This window comes from Amycolatopsis benzoatilytica AK 16/65, from assembly GCF_000383915.1.
Taxonomy (GTDB): domain Bacteria; phylum Actinomycetota; class Actinomycetes; order Mycobacteriales; family Pseudonocardiaceae; genus Amycolatopsis; species Amycolatopsis benzoatilytica.
Genome location: NZ_KB912942.1, coordinates 5398117 through 5423739, shown reverse-complemented (window position 1 = coordinate 5423739; position 25623 = coordinate 5398117). Strand labels below are relative to the sequence as shown.

The 25623-nt window shown below is 69.4% G+C and carries 21 protein-coding genes; 16 read left to right on the top strand and 5 right to left on the bottom strand.

Features of this window, described 5'->3' with window-relative positions:
- Window positions 1-93 precede the first annotated feature (93 nt).
- The 5 genes from sigK to AMYBE_RS0124880 all read left to right on the top strand — a co-directional run bounded on the left by sigK (window position 94) and on the right by AMYBE_RS0124880 (window position 5706).
- A complete protein-coding gene (sigK, locus tag AMYBE_RS0124905) occupies window positions 94-702 on the top strand; it encodes an ECF RNA polymerase sigma factor SigK (protein ID WP_020662111.1) in 609 nt (202 codons plus the stop codon).
- Window positions 699-1397 carry an anti-sigma factor gene (locus AMYBE_RS0124900; protein WP_020662110.1) on the top strand — a complete coding sequence of 233 codons (699 nt, stop codon included), beginning with the start codon at window positions 699-701 and terminating at the stop codon, window positions 1395-1397. Before sigK ends, AMYBE_RS0124900 begins: the two co-directional genes overlap by 4 nt.
- 258 nt (window positions 1398-1655) lie before the next feature.
- A complete protein-coding gene (mgtA, locus tag AMYBE_RS0124895; RefSeq protein ID WP_020662109.1) occupies window positions 1656-4289 on the top strand; it encodes a magnesium-translocating P-type ATPase in 2634 nt (877 codons plus the stop codon).
- 488 nt (window positions 4290-4777) lie between these two features.
- Window positions 4778-5116, top strand: a complete 339-nt coding sequence (locus AMYBE_RS0124885; protein WP_342663899.1) for a nitroreductase family deazaflavin-dependent oxidoreductase — start codon at window positions 4778-4780, stop codon at window positions 5114-5116.
- Between the two features lie 368 nt (window positions 5117-5484).
- Window positions 5485-5706 carry a three-helix bundle dimerization domain-containing protein gene (locus AMYBE_RS0124880; protein WP_020662106.1) on the top strand — a complete coding sequence of 74 codons (222 nt, stop codon included), beginning with the start codon at window positions 5485-5487 and terminating at the stop codon, window positions 5704-5706.
- A 363-nt stretch (window positions 5707-6069) separates the two neighbouring features.
- On the opposite strand, the gene AMYBE_RS0124875 is transcribed toward AMYBE_RS0124880, so the two are convergent.
- From AMYBE_RS0124875 to AMYBE_RS0124865, 3 genes are read right to left on the bottom strand one after another with little or no spacing between them, the layout of a single operon-like run.
- A complete protein-coding gene (locus tag AMYBE_RS0124875) occupies window positions 6070-6990 on the bottom strand; it encodes a fumarylacetoacetate hydrolase family protein (RefSeq protein ID WP_020662105.1) in 921 nt (306 codons plus the stop codon).
- Window positions 6987-7769, bottom strand: a complete 783-nt coding sequence (locus AMYBE_RS0124870) for a cyclase family protein (RefSeq protein WP_020662104.1) — start codon at window positions 7767-7769, stop codon at window positions 6987-6989. Before AMYBE_RS0124870 ends, AMYBE_RS0124875 begins: the two co-directional genes overlap by 4 nt.
- Before the next feature lie 47 nt (window positions 7770-7816).
- Window positions 7817-9328: a CocE/NonD family hydrolase gene (locus tag AMYBE_RS0124865; protein WP_020662103.1), complete on the bottom strand. Its 1512-nt coding sequence runs from the start codon at window positions 9326-9328 to the stop codon at window positions 7817-7819.
- A 172-nt stretch (window positions 9329-9500) separates the two neighbouring features.
- On the opposite strand from AMYBE_RS0124865, the gene AMYBE_RS0124860 reads away from it, so the two are divergent.
- Window positions 9501-10097 (top strand): TetR/AcrR family transcriptional regulator, encoded by a 597-nt coding sequence (locus tag AMYBE_RS0124860; protein ID WP_027927974.1) that lies wholly within the window; start codon window positions 9501-9503, stop codon window positions 10095-10097.
- Window positions 10098-10237: 140 nt separating this feature from the next.
- Here AMYBE_RS0124860 and AMYBE_RS0124855 read toward each other — a convergent pair whose 3' ends face one another.
- Window positions 10238-11812 carry a hypothetical protein gene (locus AMYBE_RS0124855; RefSeq protein WP_027927973.1) on the bottom strand — a complete coding sequence of 525 codons (1575 nt, stop codon included), beginning with the start codon at window positions 11810-11812 and terminating at the stop codon, window positions 10238-10240.
- Window positions 11813-11930: 118 nt separating this feature from the next.
- A complete protein-coding gene (locus AMYBE_RS0124850; protein WP_020662100.1) occupies window positions 11931-13457 on the bottom strand; it encodes a GH25 family lysozyme in 1527 nt (508 codons plus the stop codon).
- A gap of 1052 nt (window positions 13458-14509) precedes the next feature.
- Here AMYBE_RS0124850 and AMYBE_RS0124845 point away from each other — a divergent pair.
- The 10 genes from AMYBE_RS0124845 (at window position 14510) to AMYBE_RS0124800 (ending at window position 25547) form a co-directional block, all read left to right on the top strand.
- On the top strand, window positions 14510-14929 hold the full coding sequence (locus AMYBE_RS0124845; protein ID WP_020662099.1) for a hypothetical protein: 420 nt from the start codon (window positions 14510-14512) through the stop codon (window positions 14927-14929).
- A gap of 134 nt (window positions 14930-15063) precedes the next feature.
- Window positions 15064-15921: an MlaE family ABC transporter permease gene (locus tag AMYBE_RS0124840; protein ID WP_020662098.1), complete on the top strand. Its 858-nt coding sequence runs from the start codon at window positions 15064-15066 to the stop codon at window positions 15919-15921.
- A 20-nt stretch (window positions 15922-15941) separates the two neighbouring features.
- Window positions 15942-16814, top strand: coding sequence for an ABC transporter permease (locus AMYBE_RS0124835; RefSeq protein ID WP_020662097.1), 873 nt, complete (start codon window positions 15942-15944; stop codon window positions 16812-16814).
- 97 nt (window positions 16815-16911) lie between these two features.
- Window positions 16912-17685: an ABC transporter ATP-binding protein gene (locus AMYBE_RS0124830; protein ID WP_051124995.1), complete on the top strand. Its 774-nt coding sequence runs from the start codon at window positions 16912-16914 to the stop codon at window positions 17683-17685.
- Window positions 17686-17688: 3 nt separating this feature from the next.
- A complete protein-coding gene (locus tag AMYBE_RS0124825) occupies window positions 17689-18924 on the top strand; it encodes an MlaD family protein (protein WP_020662095.1) in 1236 nt (411 codons plus the stop codon).
- A complete protein-coding gene (locus AMYBE_RS0124820; protein ID WP_020662094.1) occupies window positions 18921-20363 on the top strand; it encodes an MlaD family protein in 1443 nt (480 codons plus the stop codon). The genes AMYBE_RS0124825 and AMYBE_RS0124820 overlap by 4 nt, the downstream gene beginning before the upstream one ends.
- Entirely contained in the window at window positions 20363-21646 is a 1284-nt protein-coding gene (locus AMYBE_RS0124815) for an MlaD family protein (RefSeq protein WP_020662093.1), read from the top strand. The genes AMYBE_RS0124820 and AMYBE_RS0124815 overlap by 1 nt, the downstream gene beginning before the upstream one ends.
- A gap of 5 nt (window positions 21647-21651) precedes the next feature.
- Window positions 21652-22977: an MlaD family protein gene (locus AMYBE_RS0124810; protein WP_020662092.1), complete on the top strand. Its 1326-nt coding sequence runs from the start codon at window positions 21652-21654 to the stop codon at window positions 22975-22977.
- A complete protein-coding gene (locus AMYBE_RS0124805) occupies window positions 22974-24239 on the top strand; it encodes an MlaD family protein (RefSeq protein ID WP_020662091.1) in 1266 nt (421 codons plus the stop codon). The genes AMYBE_RS0124810 and AMYBE_RS0124805 overlap by 4 nt, the downstream gene beginning before the upstream one ends.
- A 9-nt stretch (window positions 24240-24248) precedes the next feature.
- On the top strand, window positions 24249-25547 hold the full coding sequence (locus AMYBE_RS0124800) for an MlaD family protein (protein WP_034287233.1): 1299 nt from the start codon (window positions 24249-24251) through the stop codon (window positions 25545-25547).
- Window positions 25548-25623 lie beyond the last annotated feature (76 nt).

Genomic DNA, 25623 nt, shown 5'->3' with positions numbered 1-25623 from the left:
CGCGCCGACCCGGCTGGCGAATCACCGGCAACAGCTTGCCCACAGCGCACTCCGCCGCGGGCCCAGGCTCGGTTCCGCCGGGAAGGACTCGCCATGGCCGCAGCGCGCGCCACACTGACCGCTCTTCGTCCACCGCTCGACAGCGCCGCCGACGCGGCGCCGACTCCCGAGGACCTCCTCCGGCGCGTCGCGCTGGGCGACGAACAAGCGTTTTCCGCTCTTCACGACCAGCTCGCCGGTCCGATCTTCGGCACTGTGCTGCAGGTACTGCGCTCTCGCAGCTACGCCGAAGAGGTCGCCCAAGAGGTCCTGCTCGAGATCTGGCGCAAGGCCGCGCAGTTCGACCCGGCCCGCGCGAAAGTCATGACCTGGGCGCTGACCATCGCGCACCGCCGCGCCGTCGACCGGGTCCGCTCCGAGCAGTCCGCCCGCGACCGCGAGGACCGCGTGGACCTGCTCGACGTGCGCCAGCCCTACGACGACGTCGTCGAGACCGCACTGTCCACAGCGGACCAATTGCAGGTCCGCGCGGCGATGTCCGCGCTGACCGAACTGCAGCGGGAATCGATCCTGCTCGCCTACTACCACGGCCTCACCTGCCGCGAGGTCGCCGAGAAGCTCGGCGTCGCCGTCGGCACCGTCAAAACCCGTATGCGCGACGGCATGATCCGCCTGCGGGACGCGTTGGGAGCGACCCGATGACCACCGCCGACGTCCACACCCTGACCGGCGCGTACGCCCTCGACGCGGTCACTGACCTCGAACGGGCCGCGTTCGCCCGGCATCTGGCCGAATGTCCGGTCTGCGCAGGCGAAGTCGACGAGTTCCACGCGACCGCGGCGAAGATCGGACTCGCAACGACCGTTGCCGCCACGTCCCGGCTGCGCAGCCGGGTCCTCACCGAGGTCGCCGCGACGAGGCAACTTCCGCCGCCGGCGGCAGTCGAGCCGCCGCACCGGCGGCCGTGGCGCAAACGAGCGACGATCGCACTCGCGGCAGTCGCCGCCGCGGTCGCGGTCCTCTTCGGAGGGATCGGTATCGGCGCTTTCCGGTCGAGCCCGGAGCCGACGACGCAGATCGCCGGGCCCGCACCGGACATGACCTCGATCCGCGCGACCGCCACCGCCGGCGGGGCCGTGGTGGTCAGTTTTTCCCGGCAACACGGCGAAGCCGTCGTCACCGCGCAGGCGCTCCCGATGCCGGCGGCGGGGCACACCTACCAGGTGTGGTTCATCGGCCGCCGCGGCGCGCAGTCGGCCGGATTGCTGCCCACTGGTTCCGGCGCGGTCACCGCGGCCCTGCCGGCGGACGTGGACCGCATCGGCATCACCACCGAACCCGCCGCTGGGTCCCCGCAGCCGACCACGCCGGCCGTGGTCCGGGTGCCGCTCACGTGATTCCGGTCCGGCTCTCGCAAAAGAGAATGCGTGTTCCCGCTGCGCGGCCCTGCCTGCCGGTAGGCACCGCGACCAGTTCCGGGAAGGGCTCCTTGCGGGAATCTGAGTCCGGCAAGGGCCCCTTCACGGCAGTTCCGCCGTAAAGCGGACAGATCGCGGGGCCCTGTCCCGTCCGGTAACGGGATGGATCGATGGTCCCGGGCTGAGGGTCATTGGTCCCTAGTGCCGGTCGCGTGGCCGCCGACACGATGCGGAATCATGAAGCAGACTGCCCCGTCGGCTGCGACCGCTCCCGAACCGCCGCGGATGATGGGCGTCCGTGAAGCGGGCGCGTTGCCGACCGAGCAGGTGCTGCAAGCACTCGGCGGTACTGCCGGCGGCTTGTCCACTGTGGAGTACCAGGCGCGACGGGAACGGTTCGGCCCCAACGCGGTCCGTTCGCACGGCGCACATGCGTTGCCGGTGCTGATGCGTCAGCTGCGGTCGCCGTTGCTGGTCCTGCTCGCGGTCACCGCGATCGCGTCGTTCTTCCTGGGCGAGCGAACCGACGCGGTCATCATCGGGGTGATCTTGGCCGTCTCGGTGGGCCTGGGTTTCTTCAACGAGTACCGCGCGGAACGCTCGGCTCAGGCCCTGCACGACCAGATCACCCACCGGGTCACCGTGCTCCGCGGAGGCGAGGCGGAGTCGGTCGACGTGGTCGAACTGGTGCCCGGGGATGTCGTCGAGCTGCGGCTGGGCGAGGTGGTCCCGGCCGACATCCGGCTGATCTCCGCGACCGGCGTGCAGTGCGACGAGTCTGTGCTGACCGGAGAAGCTCTCCCGGTGGGGAAGTCGGTCGAACCGGTGCCGTCCGGCAGCCCGGTTGCTCAGCTGTCCGGCTGCGCGTTGATGGGCACGGTGGTCACCGCGGGCGCCGGGCGGGGCGTGGTCGTCGCGACCGGGGCGGCGGCGGAGTTCGGACGGATCGCGCTCAGCCTCGGCGCGCACCACCCGGAGACAGAGTTCCAGGTCGGGTTGCGCCGGTTTTCGGGGCTGCTCGTGCAGGTCGCGGCGGTGCTCACGGGCGGGATCTTCGTGGTGAACCTGGTGCTGGACCGCCCGCTCCTCGACGCGCTGCTGTTCTCGCTGGCGATCGCGGTGGGCATCTCGCCGCAGCTGTTGCCGGCGGTCGTGTCCACCAGCCTGGCAGCGGGCTCGCGGCAGCTGGCCCGGCGCAAGGTGCTGGTGAAACGGCTGTTGTGCATCGAAGACCTCGGCGACACCGAAGTGCTCTTCACCGACAAGACCGGCACGCTGACCGAAGGCCGGATCGAATTCATGCGCGCGCTCGGTCCGGACGGCAGCGCGAACGACGACGTTCTGCTGCTCGGCTTGGTCTGCTCGGACGAGGCAGTGGACGGCAACCCGCTGGACGCTGCCCTGTGGCAGAGTCCCGGTGCCTCCCGAGACGCTGTCGAGCGATACGAACGGCTGGCTGTGCTGCCGTTCGACCATCGGCGCCGGCTCACCTCGGTGCTCGTCGACACCCCGGCCGGTGCGCGGATTCTTGTCACCAAGGGCGCACCGGAGGCGGTGCTGGAGCGGTGTCCCGGTGCGCCGAAGGCCGCCGCGGCCGTGCTGGAAACCGAGTTCGCGGCCGGACACCGGGTCGTCGCCGTGGCCACCCGTTCGGCAACCGGTCCGCCGCCGCTCGAACCGAGCGACGAGCGCGACCTGACGCTGTGCGGGTTCCTGGTGTTCTCGGATCCGCCGAAGGCAAGCGCGCGCACCGCGCTGCGCAGGCTGGCCGGCCTCGGCGTGACCGTCAAGGTCATCACGGGCGACAACCCGTCGGTCGCCGCTCGCGTGTGCGCGGATCTCGGCCTGCCCCCGGGCGACGTCCTCACCGGTGCCGACCTCGACCGTCTCAGCGACGCGGACCTCGCCGAGCGGCTCCCGGGAACCACGGTGTTCGCGCGGGTGGACCCGGAGCAGAAGGCACGGATTGTGCGGGCCCAGCGCGCCGCCGAGGTCGACGTGGCCTTCCTCGGCGACGGGGTCAACGACGCTCTGGCGCTGCACGCGGCGGACGTGGGCATCTCGGTGGACTCCGGCACCGACGTGGCCAAGGACGCGGCCGACGTGGTCCTGCTGGAGAAGGACCTGCAAGTGCTCGCCGACGGAGTCGTCGAAGGGCGGCGCGTCTTCGCCAACACGATCAAGTACGTCCTGATGGGCACGTCGAGCAACTTCGGCAACATGTTCAGCGCCGCGGGCGCCTCGGCGTTCCTGTCGTTCCTGCCGATGCTGCCTTCGCAGATCCTGCTCAACAACCTGCTCTACGACACCAGCCAGCTCGCGATCCCCACCGACACCGTCGATGCCGAACAACTGGAGCGGCCCTCGCGCTGGGACATCGGCCTGATCCGCCGGTTCATGCTGGTGTTCGGGCCGGTCAGCTCGTTGTTCGACTTCGTCACCTTCGCCGTGATGCTGCAGGTCTTCCACGCCGGCCCGGTGCTGTTCCGGACCGGCTGGTTCGTCGAGTCGCTGGCCACCCAGACCCTGGTGCTGTTCGTGATCCGGACCCGGCGCAGCCCGTTCTACCGCAGCCGGCCCAGCGTGCCTCTGCTCACCGCGACGCTCGCCGTGGTGGCTGCCGGTGCGGTGCTGCCCGCCACGCCGCTCGCCGGCGAGCTCGGCTTCGCTCCGCTGCCTGGCCTGTTCTTCTTCGTGCTCGTGCTGATGATCAGCGGGTACGTGGTTCTGGTCGAACTGGCCAAGCGCTGGTTCTTCCGCACCCTTCCCGCGACGCCGGTCCGGCGAGCTCGTGTGGAGGGATACCGGACCCACCGGCGCGCCGCCCGGTTCAGCTCCGCCGCGCGACCCGCGGTACCCAGGAACCGCTGAGGACCGCGACGACGGGCAAACGTCGTCAGGACCGCTCCGGCATCTGCCGGGCCCAGCGCCGGATCGCGTCCCAGTTCCGCAGGTCCCGTCGGTGCCGATTCGTGCGTCCGGGCGGGTCGACGCCGCCGAAGACAGTGACGGCGACCGGGCGCAGCCAGGACCGCTTGGCCAGGGCCCGGCGCAAGCGTCGGTACGCAGGGCTGGGTTTCGAACGCACTCTCGCCGGGGCGCGGAGGTACGTGACCGTCGCGCGATGGACTGTCGGCCCGGTGTCTCTGGACCAGCGGCCCTACGACGCGGGTCCGGCGCGGACCTACGGTCGGCCGATCGAGAGCATCGGAGGTGCGATGTCCGACGAACGCACGCGATCTGCGCCGCTTCCGCCACGGTGGTTCATCCGCTTGGCGTGGAAGGGGCACCGCGCTCTGTATCGCCTCACGCGGGGCCGGGCCGGGTTATGGCCGCCGAAGCCGGACCGGTGGGGCACCATGCGGCTGACAACCGTGGGCCGGCGGACTGGCCAGGAGCGCGGCGTGATCCTCGCCTACTTCCGTGACGGCCCGGATCTGGTCACACTCGCGATGAACGGCTGGGCCGGGCCCGAGCCGGCGTGGTGGCTGAACCTGCAGGCCCGTCCCGAAGCGACCGTGACGCTGGTCGACGGCCAGCACCGCATCCGGGGCCGAGCGGCCGACGGCGAGGAGCGAGAGCGGCTCTGGGCTCGGTGGCGCGAGCTGGACAAGAATCTCGACGCCTACGCGGCGCGCCGGCCCGGCCAGACCGCGGTCGTGATTCTCGAGCCGTCGCCGGGCTCCGGCGCGGAGTGAACAACGACTTCGGGCATTGCCCGGGTGCCGTGAAGGGAACATTGAGGGACTCAGATTCCCTCAAAGTTCCCTTGACGGCGTCTCGAGCCCGGGCATCGCGGCGGACGGACCGGCGGTGACACCGAAGCTCCTTCGCCGCGTTTTCGATCCGCTGGGCGTCTTTCGCCCAGGCGGCGTCTACCAGCACCCGCGGTTCGCGGGTGCCGATCCGTCGGGAGGCACCGGGTCGGACGAGGATCGCCGGGTCTCGCGTCGCGACGGGGACGAAGTGCCTACGGCGCGGGGACATTGGCCCCTGGGCGCAGCGGCACGCGGCGGTTACCTTCGGAGGCGAGACCGAGAGGACTTTCGCCGAAGGAGACGAAAGCATGTCCACTCACCCCTCCCTTCGCGAGCTCCTCGAAATCCGGCTCGTCGTCCAGCGGCTGACCGCGAAGTTCGGCACTGTCCACAGTGCCGACCACATCCATGATGTGGTGGATGAGAGCTACCGCGCCTTCGAGGACGCTCGGATTCGTGACTTCGTACCGCTGCTCACCGAGCGGCGGGCCCGTCATGCACTGACGACAGCGGTCCGGACGGTGCAGTAGCCGAAGTAGGTGGCCGCGGTCCTGGCGCGGAGAACTTCGGCGTCGGCAGCCGGGGCGGGCGTGCGCACCCACGCAGTGAGCGTTTCCACGCACTGCGCAGCGTCGAAGGGCGGGGCCTGACCGCTCGCCAGGGCGTTCGCTGTCGAGGTCACAATGAGTCCTTTGTGGACTTCAGGTGCCGCTGGCCGGGATCGTCGGCCCCCGGACCTGGCGAACTGCGTGGGTTTGCGTCACCGCCTCCAGGTCGGGCGATTCGTCACGCAAGACAGGTCTCTTATCCGGACATTGCATGGACCGGTGCTCCGGTGCGGCACGCGATCCGGGATGCTCGCACGAGAATCGACGGTCGTGGAGGTTTCGCCTTCAGCGTGAGCGGCGAGCGGGCGGAACGTCGTGCAGAGGCGGCCCGGCGATCACGGTGTTGTGGATGGTGCCGATCCCTTGCACGGTCATGCGGACGGTGTCGCCGATGCGCAGTGGCGGTGGTTGCCGCTCGCCGTGCCATCCCCACAGTTCGGCGAGGCAGCCGCTGCCGCAGGTGCCGGAGCCGAGCACGTCGCCGGGCCGGACCCAGGTGCCGCGGCTGGCGTAGGCGATCAGCTCGGCGAAGGTCCAGGCCATGTTCGCGAGTGTGTCGCCGCCGATGCGGGCGTCGTTGACGAAGACCTCCATGGCGAGGTCGTACCGGCCATCGCTTTCGTAGTGGGCGAGTTCGTCGGGGGTGACGAGCACTGGGCCGAGGGTGGTGGCGGTGTCCTTGCCCTTGGCCGGCCCGAGACCGACGCGCATTTCCCGGCTCTGCAGGTCGCGGGCGGACCAGTCGTTGAGAATGGTGAACCCGGCGATGTGGTTCACCGCCTCGGCCGCGGACAGGTTGAAACCCGCGGTGCCGATCACGACCGCGACTTCGAGTTCGAAGTCCAGCACTTCGCATCCGGGCGGCATCGGGACCGGTGCGCCGGAGCCGATCGCCGCATGCGGGTTGGTGAAGTAGAAAGCGGGCGCTTCGTACCACGCGTCCGGGACGTCGCTGTTCCCGGTGATCGCGCGGAGCGAGCCGGCCGTGTGCTGTTCGAAGGTGATGAAGTCGCGGATGCTGGCGATCGGCACCGGGACGGCGATCGAGGCGGTTTCGTCCCAGGCCGACCGTTCGCCTGCCGCTACGGCTTGCCCGGCGGCGAGCACTTCGAAGACGTCTGCGGTCTCGGGAAGCAGATCGATGCGATCGCCGTCGATGACGCCGTAGCGCGGCACACCGTCGACGAGCAAGGAACCGATTCTCATGCCGTCTCCTCGTCGAAGATCGCCACCGCGCGGGTCCAGCCTGCCGACGCCGCGTGGATCTTGACCGGGAAGCAGGCAACCTGAAAGCCGTATGCCGGGAGGCTCTCCAGGTTGTGCAGCTTCTCGAGGTGGCAGTAGCCGATCTCGCGGCCTGCCCGGTGGCCCTCCCAGATGACGGAGGCGTCGTGGTCGCGGGCGTAGCGCTCGGCGGTGAACGAGAACGGGGCGTCCCAGCTCCAGGCGTCGGTGCCGGTCACCCGCACTCCTTGTTCGAGCACGTGCAGGGTGGCGGCGCGGCCGACTCCGCAGCCGGAGGCGACGTAGTCGTCCTGGCCGTAGCGGGTGCCGGCGCGGGTGTTGACCAGCACGATGTCGAGCGGGCGCAGCTGGTGGCCGATCCGGTCGAGCTCGGTGTCGATGTCGGCGGGGGTGACGACGTGGCCGTCGGGGAGGTGGCGGAAGTCGAGCTTGACCCCATTCTGGAAGCACCAGTGCAGGGGGACCTCGTCGATCGTGATGGCCGGGCGGCCTCCGTCCATAGTGGACGCGTAGTGATAGGGGGCGTCGAGGTGGGTGCCGGTGTGGGTGGTGGCCTCGATCCGCTCGATCGCCCAGCCCTCGCCGTCGGGCAGGTCCGCGGCCGTCGCGCCCGGGAAGAAGCGGAGCATGTCCGGGACTGACTGCTGGTGGTCGATGTAGGTGATCGAGGGCCGGTGGCCGGGTGGGTCGGAGGCGATTCCGCTCTGCAGCGGGACCGAGATGTCCACGAGTCGTCGCATGGGCGATTCCTTTTCGGGAGAGGCCGGCACGGGGCGGCAGTGGGGCGCTATCGCGGGATGACGGGGACGAGCAGGTGGGAGGCGTGGTCGCCGCCGACGTGGATGGCGGCGGTGGTCGCCGGGCGGCGTAGATCGGGGTGGTCGTGGGTCAGGAAGCCGAGGTCGCTGTCCCCGACGACCAATTCCAGGCGCAGCCGCTCGCCCGGCGCGAGGGTGATGCTGGTGGGCCAGATCTCGACCTCGAGCAGGGTCGGCTCGCCGGGCACGAGGGCGATCTCGCGGGCGTGGGGGTGCCACGGCCGGTGCGGCAGCGACCGCTCGGGGTCGGTCTCGCGGTGGGAAGCCTTGAGCCAGCCCATGGCCATCGGGACCGCGTCGCCTTGCGGGCCGACACCCGGGATCGGCTCGCCATCGGTGCCGATGTGCTGCACTCGCGCGAAGACGTCGAGGTCGTCCTGGTCGGCGCTCAGCCACAGCCGCAGCGCGACCGGACCGGTCAGCTCGAGCGGTTCGGACGCTGGGGCGGTGTCGAAGCTGGCGGGATAGGCCACCGTCGTGGCGTCCTCGGGCGGGTCCCAGTCGAGGACGCGGTCGCCGAGGTGAAGCTCGCGCCACTTGGTCTGCGGGAGCGGGAAGTCCGCGGCGTCTCGCCATTCGATCTCGCGCCCGTGCCGGATCGCCAGTCGCACCGGGGCCACGCCGTCCATGCGGTCGGGCTGATCTTTGAGGAAACGGTCGAGGAAGCGCAGCTGCAGATCCAGCGCCCACTCGGCGTAGTAGGGATCGATATGGGTGCCGGTGTGCACCACGAGCCACTTGTCCCGTGACGCCGCGCGGGCCCAGCCTTCGATGTTGCCGCGCAGGTGCACATGCAGGGCACCCCAGTTTCCGGCCGACAGCACGGGCACCCTGACGCGGTCGAGATCGACGATGTGCGCTCGGTGGTAGTCGTCGAGCACCGGATGCTGCGGAAGCACCTCGCGCCAGTCGTCGCCGTCGTCGTTGTTGCGCTGGGGGGTGATCTGACGGTTCCACCAGAACTCGACGAAGCCGTGGGCGTACAGGCCGCCTTGGTAGATGAAGTCGCGGTAGAAGTCGGTCGCGCCTTCCCAGGCCACGATCGCGGCGAGGTGCGGTGGCTGGAGCTCCGCCACCCGCCAGCCCATGATCGCGAGCCACGAGATGCCGCTGGAGGCCACCTTGCCGTTGGACCACGACTGTCCGGCTGCCCATTCGACGACGTCGTAGAAGTCCTCGGAATCACTCGAGCTCATCAGGTCCATCCGGCCCGGCGACTTGCCGGTGCCCCGGGTGTCGGCGCGCAGCACCGCGTAGCCGCGGGCCGTCCACCACTCGGGATCCGGGGTCTCCCACACCATGTGCTCGTTGTGCGGCACGAGTTCGTAGAGCGGGTAGCGGTCCGGCCAGTGCACGTCCTTGCCGTACGGGCTGATCGACGCCAGCACGGGAAACACGCCGTCGTCGTCGGGCAGGAACACGTCGGCCAGGATCGGCGAGCCGGTGCGGGTGGGGACCTCGATGTCCCGTTCGATGCGCATCTCAGTACTCCTGTCGGAGGGGCGGGCGGGCCGAGTCCGGGGGCCGCCGCGGCGACCACGTCGTCCGGGTCGCCAGCATCCGTCGGTCGCCCTTAAAGCCAGTCTGCTTGCTTCAGGAGTATGGCGACTCGCCCGCACTAAAGCAAGAAGACTTGTATTAGAGTGCTGTCCCGTGAGTGATGCGGACGTCCGGCGTCGGCCTGGCGGACGGGCGGCGCGCGTGCGCGCCGCTGTCCTCGAAGCCACCAACCAGCTCCTGCAAGACCAGGGGCTGACCGGCCTGACGGTGTCCGAGGTGGCCCGGCGGGCGCAGGTGAATGAGACGTCGATCTTCCGACGGTGGGGCACCCGCGAGAACCTCATCATCGACGCTCTCCTCACCGATGCCGCCGAACAGCTTCCGGTGCCCGACAGCGGGACGTTGCGGGGCGATCTGATCGCCTACGCCACCGCGCTCGCCAAATACCTGACCTCGCCCGCTGGCAACGCCCTCGATCGAACGCTGGCCTCGGCCGGCGATGACCCGGCCACCCGGCGACTGCGCGACCAGTACTGGAACGCCCGCTACGCCCACTCCGGCCAGATCGCCGCGCGGGCGATCCAGCGGGGAGAGCTGCCGGACACCGCCGACCCCCGCTTCGTGCTCGAGCTGCTCGTCGCGCCACTGCACTTCAGAATCGTGCTCACCCGCGAGCCGCTCGAACCGGACCTGCCCGCCCGCATCGTCGACGCCCTGCTCCACGGACTCGTCACGACCACGTCATCCTGATCCCGAGGCCCGGCCGCGGGTGCGGTGACGGCGCTCGTCATGAGCATCGGGGAGCGCCGCGACGCCGACGATGACGGTCCCGCGGGTGGCCTGCCGGAAGTCTCGGGCTTGGCCGAGCCCGAGGTCGTCGCGGGCCGCGGTCAGAGGGGGAGTTGGCGGCGGAGCCGATCGAGCCAGCGGCTGATGGTGTCCTGCGGCTGGCCGGGGTCGTTGGCGCTCGCGGCTTGTTCTACGGCGGCGCGGACGTGGGTGCTGACGGTGTTCGCGTACTGGGGCAGTGCGTACACGACCTGCCAGTAGCCTTCGCGCATCAGCACGGCATCGACTTTGACGTAGCCCGCGGTCCCGCGTGCCAGGTCGAATCCATAGCGGCCCGCGGTCGGCGTCGGTTCGCCTGCGGTCACCACGATGACGGTCGGACGCGCCTGGACGACGACGTCGGTGGGATTCGCGCCGTGCGCGATGGCGCGGTCGTTGAGCCCGAGGTAGTCGATCGCTTCCCAGCCGCTGAAGTACGGGATCGCGCCGGCGTCGGTGACCGCGAGCGTGCGGGCGGCGGGCGGGACATCCGACTGGGCGAGCCCTTGGCCGATCGCGACGTGCGCACGTTGCAGATCCGGGCCGTAGTTCACGATCGCCGGCAGGTCCGGTGCGGTCGCACCGGCCCACGCGGACCAGCCGACAGCGACCGCGCCGAGAATCGAGCCGAGGACGCGACTGCCGAGCGTGCCGACGGCGATTCCGCTGGCCAGGCACAACACCGGCACCGCGTGATCGGCGAACCGGTCGACATAGTCCATCGTCGGCCCGGACACCGCGTAGGTCACATAAGTGACCGCGACGGTCAGGACGAGCAGCGCGCCCGCCGCGCGCGTGGTTCGCCGCAGCAGCAGCGACAGCGTCAGCAGCAGCAACGGAAGCAGCAGCAGAGTGGTGTGTTTGGTCCAGATCAGGCCGTGCGCCAGATTCCCGAATTTGACGTAGAACGTGTTCGGCAGCAACTGGCCGTAGAACTGCCAGCGCCAGACGAAGTATCCGGTGCCGAGGACGGCCGCGGCACCGGTCCAGGCCCACTGGGCCTTCCCGTGCTGCCGCACCAGCCACCACAGCACGACCGGCAGCGCGGCAAGCGCGCCTTCCGGCCGGATCATGCCCAGCAGGACCAGCAGCGCCGGCGGCTCCCACGCCCTTACCCGCGTCCCCTCGACTGTCCGCAGGCCGAGCACGACAACCCGGAGCAGCACCGCCGCGAACGCCGCGGTTTCGAGGCCGCTGGTGAGGTGGAAGTAAGTCGGCAGGAACACCACGTACGCACCGGCCGCGACCAGCAGGCCCGGCATCCCGCCCCGCCGGTGCCCCTCGCGGATGAGCATCGCCAGCGTCGCCAAGCCCAGCACGAGCGACGTCACCTTAGTGAACAGCGGCAGCGCGATCCCGAGTACCGAGCCGAGCGCGCCCCACACGACCCACGCGAAGTTCGTGAACCCTTCCACCGGCGGACTGTGCAGGTTCCAGACCGGGCCGTGCCCCGCGGCCAAGTTCGCCGAGTACCGGAAGCTGATGAACGCGTCGTCGACGGTGAAGAACCAGGCCGCCCACGCGCCGGCCAGGAACGCGCCGACCAGCACAACCGACACCAGCATGACCGGGAGCCGGCGTGCTCCCCGACTCGGCCGCGGTGCCGCCGACGCCGCGTCCGTTTGGACAGCAGCCATGCGAAACCCTCCTGGTACGGGACAACGCGCGCCACTGTACCTAGTGCCGACCACGTTCCGGCTTGCCCTTCGGCGGACTGCCTGGGGAGTGATCGCTGTTGTCCGCCGCCGTGGCGGTTCAGCTGTAGGCGACCTGGGTGGTGGAGTCGGCGCTGAACCAGGTGATGGTCCCGTGCTGGAAGGTGTTGCGGCGGCCGCCGGTGACGGCGAACTCATCGCTTGTCGGGTAGGCCAGGCCGCTTCGCTCCCAGCCGAGCGACGCCCATTTCGTGCGGATCGCGCCGTGGATGGATTGGGCGCCGGTGGCGGGGGTCCAGTAGATGGAGGCGCCTTGGGCTCCGTTGAAGTGGTTGTAGCGGCCGATGCCGTCGGGGGTGCCGGATTCGTCGGTGGTGGGGTAGCCCAGGCCGCGTTCCCAGCCCAGTGACGCCCATTTCGTGCGGATCGCGCCGTGGATGGATTGGGCGCCGGTGGCGGGGGTCCAGTAGATGGAGGCGCCTTGGGCTCCGTTGAAGTGGTTGTAGCGGCCGATGCCGTCGGGGGTGCCGGATTCGTCGGTGGTGGGGTAGCCCAAGCCGCGTTCCCAGCCCAGCGCGGCCCACTTCTGCCGGATGGCGCCGCGGATGGATTGCGCCCCGGTCGACGCGGTGGAGTAGATCGACGCACCGTTGGAGAAGTGGTTGTACCGCCCGACGCCGTCGGGCGTTCCGGTCTCGTCGGTGATCGGCAGGCCGAGGACGCCGCTGGGGCCGCCGAGCTGCTGGTAGTGCTGCCAGATCGCGCCGTGCACCGCGTAGGCGCCGCTCGGCGGGTAGTAGCCGATGATGCCGTACTGGTAGTCCTGGGCCCATCCGCTCGCGGCCGGGTACCGGTCGCCGGTCGGGCTGCCGAGGTAGGACGCCGGGCCGCCGAGTGCGTTGTAGTGCTCGGCGATCTTGTCCGGCTCGGTGCCGGTGGCCAAGGTCTGCAGGTCGGTGCCGCTGCCGTTGAAGACGTCCTGGTCGCCCGGGAACGTGCCGGAGTTCGAGGTCTGGTCGAAGGTGTAGTCGGTCCAGCTGGCCGGCATCGTGACGGTGCCGGCGATCCACAGTGGATCGTTGGCGAAGTTGGGGTTGTTGCCGGTGCAGTGGTTCCACCAGCCGTTGGTGGTGTAGACGACCGGCCACCGGTTGGTGCGATCGTGGATCGTGGTGGTGAAGTCGGAGATCCACGACGAGATTTGGGCCGGGGTCATGTTGTAGCACCAGCCCGCCCAGTCCGCGGTGCTGTAGGGGTTGTACTCGATGTCCAGCACGGGCGGCAGGGTTTTGCCGTCGGCGACCCAGCCGCCGCCGTGGCTGAGGAAGAACTGTGCCTGCGCGGCGCCGGAGGAGGTGTCGGGCAGCCCGAAGTGGTAGGCACCGCGCAGGATTCCGGCGTTCGCGGAGCCGGCGTAGTTGGCGGTGAACTGCGGGTCCACGTAGGTCGTGCTTTCGGTGGCCTTCATATACGCGAACTTCGCGCCGTTGCCGGCCGCCGCGCCCCAGTCCACTGCGCCCTGATAATGGGAGACGTCCATGCCCGGCGTGGTCACGCCCGAGGCCGTGGCTGCCCGCGGCGCGGTTCTCTGCGTGGTGCCCGGATCCGCGCCGATCGTGGACCCCATGTAGTCAGCGCCCGGATGCGCCGGCGCGCTAGCGGTGCTCGCCCTCGGCGCGCTCGCCGCCGCCGGGCTGCCTGACGCGGCGGCCGGTGTCCCGGCCAGCACGCACGTGAGCAAGACACAGACCGTTCCCGCGCTCGCCGCACCACGAATCCATCCCACCGCAGACCTCCACCGGGTATCCGTTCACCCCGCTATCGCCGGAACCCGGGAATCGTTACCAGACGGGCTCAGGAATCAGCCGGGCAAAAAGGAAACCCGGCAAGCGGTCGCATTTCGGCGTTGGCCTGCTTCTGCGGTCGACAGAGGCAGGCCACCGCTGAGTGGGGACGGTTTTGTGGTGCGGGGTGTGGCAGCGGGCTGGTGACTCGGGGTCACGGTGCCGCGTGCGGGCGGTAGAGGTGTCCGTCGCGGGACCGCGTAGACGGTGGCCGGTCCGGTTCCCGGCCGTGCGGTGGCCTGCCAGGCGGTGCCGTCGGCGATGCCCGGTGCCGGCGAGGGCCGGTCTGCTCAGCCGCTTCGTTCTCGAGGTCGCACCCCGGCCCGCTGCCCGAGGTGGCGCAGACGTGGTCAACACCGCGACCAGCGCCGCCACCGCCAGTGGCAGCCACCCAGGAACCAGGACCAACGCGAACCGCGACTGGAGTACCAGGCGGAATAGCCGTCCAAAGCGGCTGCCGCGGCTGCCGCGGCTGCCGCCCAGCGGCCGTCCGACGTTGGCCCTCAGGTGCCAGCATTGGCCCATATGGCCCAGTGTCGGCCGGACATACTTCCGCAGTGTTCATTGTCGAACCCCGGAAGCCGGCGACGCCGGGAACCCGTGCCCGGCGTAGCGCCGGCGAGCTTCTGATGCTGGGCTCAGCCATCGGAACCCGGTCGCCCTCCGCCCGTCGTGGACGCTCACTGCACATCGCTGTCGGATGCTCCGCGTCCACGGTCACCACCCCGCGACCGGATCGCCTTCCGCGGGTTCGCAACTCGAATCCCCTTCGCGACCTAACGCGTCGGACGGCACCTCGTGCTGATCGGGGCAACCAGTGAAAGGTGGGATCCCCATGACGCGTCCTGGCGACAACGCCGCCGGTCCGGCCCGGCTGTCCTGGGCGGACCGAATCGACGCGCCCGTCGCGGTCCGGGGTGCTTCGGCCGGGTTCAGCGTTCTCCTCATCGGCGGGCTCGCCCAGCCGCTGGCTATGGCTTGGGTGCCGCTCCTGGGTTACGCGTGGCTTCCGCTCGTCGCGGTGGCGGCGTTTTTTGTTGCCTCGAAGCGAATTGGCACGGCCAGCTCGCCCGCGACGCACGGTGCGGTCGCCGCGCTGTGCAGTTACCTGCTTGCCCTTCCGGTGTCCCTGCTCGTACCGGCCGGCCGCGATCCTCTCCAAATCGGCCTGACTGCGGCTACGGCGGTGGTGGTCGGCACCGCGGTCGGTTTCCTCCGCGGACGCATGAGCGGCCCGCGGAAGGCCCGGAATTAGCAGTGATAGCAACGGTTTCCGTGCCTCTCGCACGACGTACGGCGATCGCGGCGTGGCGGAATCGCGTGAGCCTCGTTCCTCAGATGAGCCCCGCCACCCAGAACTGACTCGAAGACCACCAAGGAGTGCACCCGATGACGACGCACGCAGCGGCACCGCCGAGGCCGAAAGGCCGGGAGCGGCGCAAGGCGATCCGGCGGTCCGGCCTGGGCTCCGCGGTCGCGCGTCCGCTGGAGCAGGCCGGCGAAATGGTGCGGCTGATGGGCGACGTGCTGTACTCCGCCATCCGGCACCCTTTTGGCTACTGGGGCGAAGTTCGCGAGCAGATGTTCCAGACGCTCAAGCTGTGCTGGCTCCCGATGATCATCTCGACCACGGCCTTCGGCCTCGGGGCTCCCGGGCTGCAGGGCGGGAACATCTTTTCCCTCTTCGGGATCCCCGAACGGCTTGGCTCGTTCTTCATCATGGCGAGCGTCCGCGAGTTCGCGCCCTGGATCAACGCGATGGTCGTGGCCGGCGTGATGGGCACGGCGATCACCGCGGACCTCGGAGCCCGCCGGATCCGGGAAGAGATCGACGCGATGGAGGTCCTGGGCGTCGATCCGATCCGGACGCTCATCGTGCCGCGGGTGATCGCGATGACGTTGATCACCGGGCTGATGGACCTGCTGGCACTGGCTTTCGGTGTGGTGGGCGGATACATCGCCGCCGTGCCGATCCTCAAGGCGAACAGCAGCGCGTTCTTCGGCAGCTTCTTCGACAACGCGACAACGACCGACATCTGGGCGAGCGTGCTCAAGACGTCGATCTTCGGGCTGATCATCGGCGTCGTCTGCTGCTACAAGGGCTTGCAGACCGGCGGCGGGCCGATCGGAGTGGGCCGGGCCGTCAACCAGGCCGTGGTGATCGCGTTCGCCGCGATCTGGATTTTCAACGCGGTCTTCACCGCGATCATGCTCGGTCTCAACCCCGAGATGCAGATCTACAAGTGACGAGGCGGGGAGAAGACACCGTGACCCGAGCTGCGCAGAACGGCGGAGTCGGCGAAAAGAAGCTGCCCGGTGCGCCGAAGCCCGCGGACATCGAGATTTCGTTCAAAGGCATGGCGACTTCGGTCAAGTCCGCGGTCGAAACCGGCGGCGACATCGCAAGGTTTTCCGGCCGGACGATCCGTGCGTTGCCCGATCTTCGGCACTATGCCACCGAAGTTTTCCACCAGTGCGGCGTGCTCGTGCTGTCCAGCGGGCTCGTCATCTGGCTCATGCAATTCGTGATCGGGTACGAGTGCGGCCTCGAAGGCAACTACACGCTCAAGCAGATCGGCGTCCCTCTCTATTCCGGGATCTTCAACGCCTGGTGCGCGATCCGCGAGATGGCACCGTACATGTGGGGCTACATCTTCGCGGCGAAAGTCGGCTGCGGTCTGGTCGCCGAGATCGGCTCGATGCGCATCTCCGACGAGATCGACGCGATGGAGGTGATGGGCGTCAAGTCGAGGAGCTACCTGGTCGGCAGTCGCATCGTCGCGGCCTGGATCGCGATGCCGTTCCTCTACGTGGTGGGCCTCGGAATCATGTACATCGGGGAGTTCCTCACGACGGTGAAGATGCTCGGCGGGGTTTCCCCCGGTGGCTACAATTTCATTTTCTGGCTCTACCAGAATCCGCAGGACCTGTTCTTCTCCCTGTGCAAGGTGATGGCCATGGGAACGGCGATCATTTTCGTCGGATGTTATTACGGCTACAACGCCAGTGGTGGATCCGTCGGCGTGGGACGAAGTACGGCGAAGTCGATGATGCTGAACATGGTGCTGATACATATCATCGGTGTATTGGGGACCCAGCTCTTCTGGGGTCTGGCGCCGAATGCACCGATCGCCAACTGACCGGCCCGCTGCCCCTTCGCCCCGCCAGGAGTAATCTGTGTCCACTTCGAACACCGCCGACACACCCACGCGGATCCATACCCGCAGCGGCCACCTCATGGCCGGCCCTGCCGACCGGACGCACTCGATGGAAGTGCGCAACGTCTCGAAGGCATTCGGGAACTTCCACGTCATGCGCGGCATGAACATCAACTTCGTCGACGACGCCATCACGACGGTGCTCGGGCCGTCGGGCACCGGCAAGAGCGTGCTCCTGAAGCACCTCGTCGGGCTGCTGGAGCCCGACGAGGGCGAGATCGTCGTCTTCGGCCAGGACCTGTGGAAGATCACCGAGCAGGAGCGCTACGACCTCCGCAAGCGCTTCGGTGTCCTGTTCCAGGACGGCGCCTTGTTCGGCTCCATGAACATCTACGACAACACTGCTTTCCCGCTGCGCAAGCACACCGACATGAGCGAGGCGGAGATCGAGCACATCGTGATGACCCGGCTGACGGAAGTCGGCTTGGAGCGGTCGATCACGAAACTCCCGAACGAGGTGTCGGGAGGCATGCGCAAGCGCGCCGGGTTCGCGCGGGCGCTCGTGCTCAACCCGGACATCGTGTTGTTCGACGAGCCCGACTCCGGTCTGGATCCCGTCCGCACCAGCCTGCTGAACGACCTCATCCTGGACATGCACCGCGAGCACAAGGGCACCTACCTGCTCGTCACGCACGACATCCGCACCGCGCGCAAGGTCAGCGACTACGTCGGCCTCATTTGGCAAGGGCAGGTCGTGCACTACGGCGAAGCCGAGGAGGCGTTCGCGTCCGAGGACCCGTTCGTACGGCAATTCCTGGCCGGCGAATCCGCGGGCCCGCTGGGGATGGACTGACTCATGAAACGTGTGTTCACAGTCGGCGTCCTCGCGGTGGCGGCACTGGGCGTCGGGGTCGCTGCCGTCGCCGCGATGAGAAGCGGCGACTACGAGGTCGGCGTGCTCCTCGACTCCGCGACGAACGTGGTCTCCGGGGGAACCGTGCAGGTCAACGGTTTTGAAGTCGGCAAGGTGTCCGACATCTCGGTCGAGGGCGGCAAGGCGAAGCTGGTGCTCGCGCTCGAGGGCGACCACGTTCCCCTCCACGACGGCGCGCAGGTGCGGATCGAGTGGAAGGCGGCGCTCGGCGAGCGGATGGTGAACATCACCGACGGACCGAGCGGCAACGCGGAGATCCCCGACCACGGGATGATCAAGGGCGACATGCCGGTGCCGATGGAGTTCGACCAGGTGCTGAACGCTCTGGATCCGCCGACCCGGGCCAAGCTCAGCTCGTTGATCAACCGGCTCGACAGCACGGTCAACGGCAACGAGACCAACGTGAACCAGACGGTGCGCTCGGCCGGCCCCGCCGTCCAAGCGCTCGGTGAAGTGCTGCGAGGACTCGGCAGCGACGGGCCGGCCATCAAACAGATGGTCACTCAGCTCGACACCATGGTCGGAACCCTCGCCGGTCGTGAGGCCGACCTGCGCACGGTGGTCGACCAGCTGTCGAAGGCGACGTCGCTCACCGCGCAGCAGCACGAGGCGCTCGCCTCGGCGCTCAAGAAGCTGCCCGGCACCCTGCGAACCGCGGGCAAGACCTTGGGCGACGTGCCCGACGCGGTCGGGCAGGCGGTGCCGCTGCTCAAGGATCTCGAACCGGCGACGGCGAAGCTGCCGGACGTGAGCCGGAACCTCCGGCCGGTGCTGACCGACCTGCGGCCGCTGGTCGCCGAGTTGCGGCCGGCCCTGGCCGACGCGCAGATCCTGCTGAACTACACGCCGGGACTGCTGGACGCCGCGCACGCGACGGCCCCCGGCCTGAACTCGGCCGTGAGCGGCCTGATGCCCGCATTGAGCTTCCTGCGCCCGTTCACGCCGGAAGCGGTGGGCCTGCTGTCCAACTGGGGTTCGGCGACCGGCAACTACGACGCCAACGGCCACTACGGCCGCGTCTACATACAGGCCGGGGCGTCGAGCGTGAACGTCAATCCGGGCATCGTGCCGCCGGGCTTCAGCAGAGACCAGACCCCGTTGCCAGGATCGCCAGTCGGCCAGCCCTGGACCGACGCATTCGGGAGTGGGATCCGATGAGCAATCACAGCTCCCGGCCGCGCCGGCCGTCCCGTCCGGCGTCTTACCGGCTTCGCGGTCTGGCCGTGGTCGTCGTCGCGTGCGTCGGCGTGACCGCCGGTGCCGCGGGCGCGAACGACAAAGGACAACCCGGCGAGATCACTATCGTCGCCAAGTTCACCGACGCCAGCCCGCTGATCCCGGGCAACGAGGTGAAGGTCGACGGCGTCGACGTCGGCCAGGTCGCCGCCATGACGGTGGACAGCGACAAGCACGCCGCGGTGGCGCTCAGCCTGGACCGTGCGGCGCTGCCGGTGCACACCGACGCCAAGGTCACACTGAAACCGCTCAGCATCCTCGGCGAGCGGTACCTCGACCTGGACCGCGGGACGCCCTCAGCGCCCGTGCTCCAGGACGGCGACGTCCTGCCGGTGCGGCAGACCAGCGTCTACACCGATCTCGACCAGGTTCTCAACACCATCGACGACCCCACCGGGCGGTCGCTGGCGGCCTTGGTGACCGTGCTCGGCGAAGGCATGCGGGGGAACGGCCGGAATGCCGACGCGACCATCCGGGCGCTCGAGTCGTCCATGAACGACACCGACGGGCTGGCGAAGGTTCTCAAGGAACAGAACGGCCTGCTCACCAGCGTGGTCGAGAAGGTCGAACCGGTGGCGCAGGCGCTGGCCGTGGACAACGGGGCGACCCTCGACGGTCTCCTTTCGTCCGCGCAGACCGCGACCGAAGCCACCGCCAAGAACCGTGCCGCGCTCGAGTCGACCCTCAGCCAGCTGCCAGACACCCTTTCCGCGGCCCGGAAAACGCTCGGGCAGCTGGCTGGTACCGCGCAGGCCACGACGCCCGTCCTGCAGTCGATCAGGCCGACCACGGACAACCTGAGCGCCATCAGCGACGAGCTCAAGAAATTCTCCGAGTCGCTCGACCCGGCGCTGGCGAGCGCGAAGCCGGTCCTGGACAAGGCGCAAGGCCTGCTCGACGCGGCTCGCCCGGTGGTCGACCAGCTCAAGGCCGCCGGCCCGGACCTGCGGACCACTGTCGGCTCCGCCCGCCCGGTCGTCACCGACCTGACGAACAACTTCGGGAACGTGCTGAATTTCGTCCGCAACTGGGCTCTGACCACCAACGGCGGCGACGGGGTTTCCCACTACTTCCGGGCGATGCTCGTGGTCAACCCGGACCTGCTGACCGGCTTGGTGCCCGGATTCGGCGCGCCGAACGGAGCGCCCACCCCTCCGCGGCAGGGGCCTGCTCCGGGCACGGGCACGCCGGCTCAGGGAGCGCCGCCCCTGCCGCTGCCGAGCCTGCCCGGGCTCACCGGCTCGGGCGGGGTGCTCGGTGGTCTGCTGGCCCCCGGACCGCAGTCCGACGGCGGCGTGACCGGGCTCAGCCAGCAGCAGGAAAGCGGCGCTCTGCAGTTCCTCATCGGTGGAGGTCAGTGATGGCGAGCACAGCCGGCCGGAGGAGGAGGTCCCGGTTCCTCGGGCTCGTCGTCCTGGCCCTCTTCGTGGCCTCGGTCGGTATCGCGATCACCGCGAGCGACGGCCTGCCGGGCAAGCCGACGACGGTCGTGAAGGCCGCGTTCGGCGATGTCGGCGCCCTGCGCAGCGGCGACGACATCCGCATCGGCGGGGTGCGGGTCGGGCAGGTGGGCGACATCAACCTGGTCGGCAACCAGGCCGTCGTCGAGCTGAAGTTCGACGGCGACAAGCCGATTTACCGCAATTCCAAAGCCGTGACCGCATCGGTCGGCGCGCGATCGGCGCTAGGCCAGAAGTATGTCGACTTCACGCCGGGAACCCCCGACGCGGGCGTGCTCGGCGAGGACGAGGTCATCCCGTCGGCGAAGACCGAGGGAGCGCAGGAGCTTTCCGATGTGCTGGCCGTCTTCGACGAGCCGACGCGGAAGGCGCTGCAGGAAACACTGCGCGAGACCGGCGGCGGCGTCGTCGGGCACCAGCAGGATCTCCGCGACGCGCTGGGCTCCTTGCCCGCGGAACTGCCGGATCTCGGCACGGTGGCCAGCGCATTGGCCACGAACAACGGGCAGGACCTGACCGGGACGCTGCGTGCGCTGGACAGTCTCAGCGGCCGCTTCACCCAGCACCAGCAGGAGATCTCGGCGTTGGTCGGGCAGCTCAAGACCACGCTGGACTCGGTCGGCGTCGATGGCGGAAAGCCGCTGGCGGATGTCGTGGAGAGGGCGCCGGACACGCTGGGAAAGGTGCGTGGGGCACTGCAGTCGTTGCAGGCACCGCTCGCGGATGCCCAGGCGGCGATGTCGTCGCTGAAGCCGGGCGCGGACGCGCTGGGCAAGGCGACCCCGGACGTCCGCGGCGTGTTGCGCGAGGGCGTCGCGCCGCTCGACAAGGTGCCGGGCGTCGCCGGGCCGGCCGATTCGGCGGTCGGAGCGCTGGCACAGACTTTCTCCGACGCGCGGCCGCTCGCGCCGGCCGTGCGCTCGGCCGTGGGCTCGGCGCACGTGCCGCTCGAGATCCTCGCGCCGTACTCGCCGGAGATCGCGTCGTGGTTCTCCTACGCGGCCAACGCGCTCAGCCAGGGTGACGCGGCGGGTCACTGGCTGCGCATCTACCCGCTGTTCAACACCGAGTCCCTGTCCGGTGCCTTGAGCGCGATCAAGGACCCGGTCGCCGCGCGCAACGCCTATCCCGAACCGGGACAGGCACCGCGGGACAAGAAGAGCTCTCTGCTGGGGCCGAGGTGAGGATGATGGCTTTGGGTATCAAGAATTGGCGGCGGCCGAAGGGCAAGGGCTCGCTGTTCAAACTGGGCGCGGCGTTCGTCGTCGTGGCGCTCGTCGCGGGCGTCGCCCTGTTCAACAAGGACCGGATCCTCACCACGTTGCGGCCGGGCACGGAGCTGACCATCAACTTCGCGCGCGACTACCGGCTCCAGCCCTTCGCCACGGAGGTCAAGGTCGCCGGCGTCCCGATCGGCAAGGTGGTGGACGTCCAGGAGGCGCGGGACGGCTCCGCCGACGTCACGGTGAAGGTCGACGACGACGTGCCCGCCAAGCTGCGCACGGCGCCCTCGGCGGTGATCCGGGCGGCCACCGTGCTGGGCGGCAGGTACTACGTCGATCTCGTTCCCGGCGGGGAGAAGGGCACTCCGGCGGGCGAAATCCCGAAGGAGCGCACCCAGGTACCGGTCGAGCTCGGCAAGGTCGTCGGCGCACTGTCGCCGAACACCTTGGCCTCACTGCAGAAGACGGTCGGGCGGCTGGACGCCACGCTGGACGACGAAGGCCGCGCGGCGATCGATCAGTTGCTCGCCGACGCGCCGGGCACGCTGGACCCGGCCGGCGACGTCCTCCGCGCCGCCCAGGGCACCCGGCCCCGGCAAGACCTCGCCGACGTGGTGAGCGGACTCGAGTCGGCTTCCTCGGTGCTGACGAAGGAGCCGGGGCAGCTCGACTCGATCGTCCAGAACCTCGGCAAGGTCAGCACCGTGCTGGGGGAACGCGCAGCGGACTTGTCCGATACGGTCGCCGGCCTTCCGGCTGCGCTGGACTCGACGAATGCCGGGTTGTCCCGGCTGGACGGCACGCTGGCCAAGATCAAGGACGTCGCCGATCCGGCCCGTCCGGTGGCCCGCGAGCTCGACACGGCCCTGCGGCACGCCGATCCGGTGCTGGCGAAGGCACGTCCGCTGGTGAACGACCTGAAGAACCTGCTGGCCGACGCCAGACCCGTCGTCCGTGACCTCGTGCCGGCCGCGCAGGGCCTGACCACGGTGCTCGACGACGTGCGCGGACCGGTGCTCGACCGGGTGAACGGCCCGATCAAGTCCACGATCCTCTCGCCTTACCTCGGAACGGGACCGTACGCCGGCACTTCCGGTGACCGGCCGCTCTACCAGGAACTCGGATACATGCTGTCCAATGTGGACAGGGCGTCGTCGATGACCGACGGCAACGGCGCGTCGATCGCGTTCGAACCCGGCGTCGGCCCCGGCAGCGTCGGCGGGCTTCCGATCAGCCTCGAACAGCTCTTCGGCAACCTCATGAGGCTCGGACAGCAGCAGGAGGGGCGATGACCCGCGAGCGAGGCCGGATCAAGAAGACCTGGGAACGCGTCCGCAGCGAGCCGAAGCTCGGCCGGAACGTGCTCACGCTGGTGGCGCTGGTGGCGCTCGGACTGGCGGTCGGGGGCTACATCGTCAGTCAGCAGGGCGCGGGGACCACGACCTGGCCGTGGCAGGACAGGTTCGTCATGAAGGCGGAGTTCGACAACGCTCCCGCGGTCAGCCCGGGCAACGGCCAGGAGGTCCGGATCGCCGGCGTGAAGGTCGGCCAGATCGACTCGGCGTCCGTCTCGGACGACGGCAAGGCGCTGCTCACCCTCTCGATCGACCCGCGGTACAAGGTGTACGACAACGCGCGCACGGTGCTGCGTCCGAAGAGCCCGCTCAACGAGATGTACGTCGAAATCGACCCCGGCGGGCCGCCGGGGAAGGAAATCCCGCAGGACGGGACGCTCCCGGCGAGCCACTCGCAGCGGCCGATCCAGGTCGACGAGGTGCTCGGGCACCTGGACGACAACACGTTGAACGCGCTGACGTCCTTGGTCAAGGAGTCCGACGCGGCCTTGGCGCACGCACCGCAGTCGCTCGCGAACGGTCTCTCGGCGACCGACCAAGTCGCGACCGACCTCAAGCCGGTCGTGACGGCGCTGCAGACCCGCAAGGACACGCTGGCGAAGCTGGTGACCGCACTGGCGCAGATCTCCAAGTCCGTCGGCGGGAACGACGCGCGGCTGTCGGCACTGGCCAAGAGCCTGCGGGAGACGCTCGGAGCCGCTGGCGCGCAGAGCGGTCCGCTCAACGCGTCGCTGGCGCAGCTGCCCGACCTGACTCGCCAGCTCGACGAGGCGACGAGCAGCGTGGTCGGGCTGAGCGACCAGCTCGATCCGACGCTGGAAAACCTGCGCAAGGCGTCAGGCGAGCTGCCCGATTCCCTGTCGAAGCTGACGAAGGCGGTGGACCAGGCCGGCAACACGGTGGACCAGGCGACCCCGGTCGTGGCGAAGGCCAAGCCCGTCGTCGACGACCTGCGCCCGCTCGTCGGCGACCTCAACGGGACGCTGCCGGACCTGCACGAGATCACCGGCCGGCTCAACCAGGTCACGGCGGCCGTCCTGCCCTACCTCAACGACCTGTCGGCCTTCGTCTACCAGACGAATTCCCTGACCAGCCTGCACGACGCCAACGGCGGGATCCTGCGCGGCCTGCTCGAGTTCACTCCGAGCAGCCTGCGGATCGCCGGTGTGGGCGCCCCGTCCGGCCAGACTCCCCGCTAGGTGGCTGCCATGAGGATCCCCCATTCCGCGATGCCGGTGATCCGGCTGATCGTGCTCGTCGTGTTCGCCACCGCCTGCGCCGTGTTCTTCGGCTACCTCTGGGTGAACTCCGGCGGCAAGCTCCCCTTCAGCAGCCCCCGCTACACGCTCACGGCGACCTTCCCGCGCGTGGCGAACCTCGTGCCCGACTCCGACGTGATGATCAGCGGTGTCGCCGTCGGCAAGGTGGCCGAGATCAAGAACGACGGCGGCCGCGCGCACGTCACCATGGAGCTCGATCAGCAGTACCCGCTGCACGGCGGGGTGACGGTCCAGGTCCGGAACAAGACGCTGGTGGAGGAAACCTTCCTCCAGCTGACCGACGGCGACGGTCCGGCGCTCGACAGCGGAGCAGTTCTGCCGGCGAACGCGGGCAAGCCCGCTGTCGGCCTGAACGACGTGCTGGCCAGCATCGACCCCTCGACCAGGCAGGCGCTGGCGAGCACCGTCCGCTCGCTCGGGGCGTCCACGAAGGACAGCCAGGACAGCATCTCCCGCGCCTTGAGCGGTCTCGGCGACCTCGGGCGGGAGGGACAAGGCGCGCTGGCCGCGCTGGCCGCGCAGAGCGATGACCTGAAGAAGCTGAGCGGGAACGCCGCGAACCTGCTCGCCGCACTTGACACCCGGCAAGGCCAGATCGCGCAGCTGGTGCGTGACGCGGACACCCTGACGAAGACCACCGCGGACGGCGGGCAAGACCTCCAGACCGTCCTGCGGGAGCTGCCGGGCGTCCTGGACGACGCCAAGAGCGCGAGCGACGGCCTGAACGAGCTGTCGGGTGCGCTCGCGCCCGTCGCGAAGAACCTCAACGCCGCCGCCCCGGACTTGAGCAAGGCATTGGAACAGCTGCCGCAAACCGCCGGCGACCTGCGCGGCCTGCTGCCCTCGCTCAACGGCGTGCTCGACCACGCGCCGGACACGCTGGCGCGGGTGCCGGTGGTCGCCGCCGACGCCCATCAGCTGCTGCCGACGCTGAACGTCGCGCTCGGCGACGTCAACCCGATGCTGTCCTACCTGCAGCCGTACGGGCACGACGTCGCGGCGATGTTCACCAACATGGGGCAGGCCCTGGCGAGGGGCGACGACAACGGCACGGCTTTGCGCGTCTTCATCATCCTCAACGAGCAGAGCCTGCGCGGGAACCCGCTCAACCTCAACAACATCCCGCCCCTGGACAAGAGCAACCCGTACCCGGCACCCGGCCAGTCCTTGAACCCTGGGCCGTACCCGGGCGGCGCATACCCGCGAGTGGAGAAGGGAACGAAGTGATGGTGCGTCGGCCGTCGTTGCGCAAGCTGTCCCCGAGGCCCTTCCTTCGCGGAGGGGCGCGAAGGGCGCGCGCTCT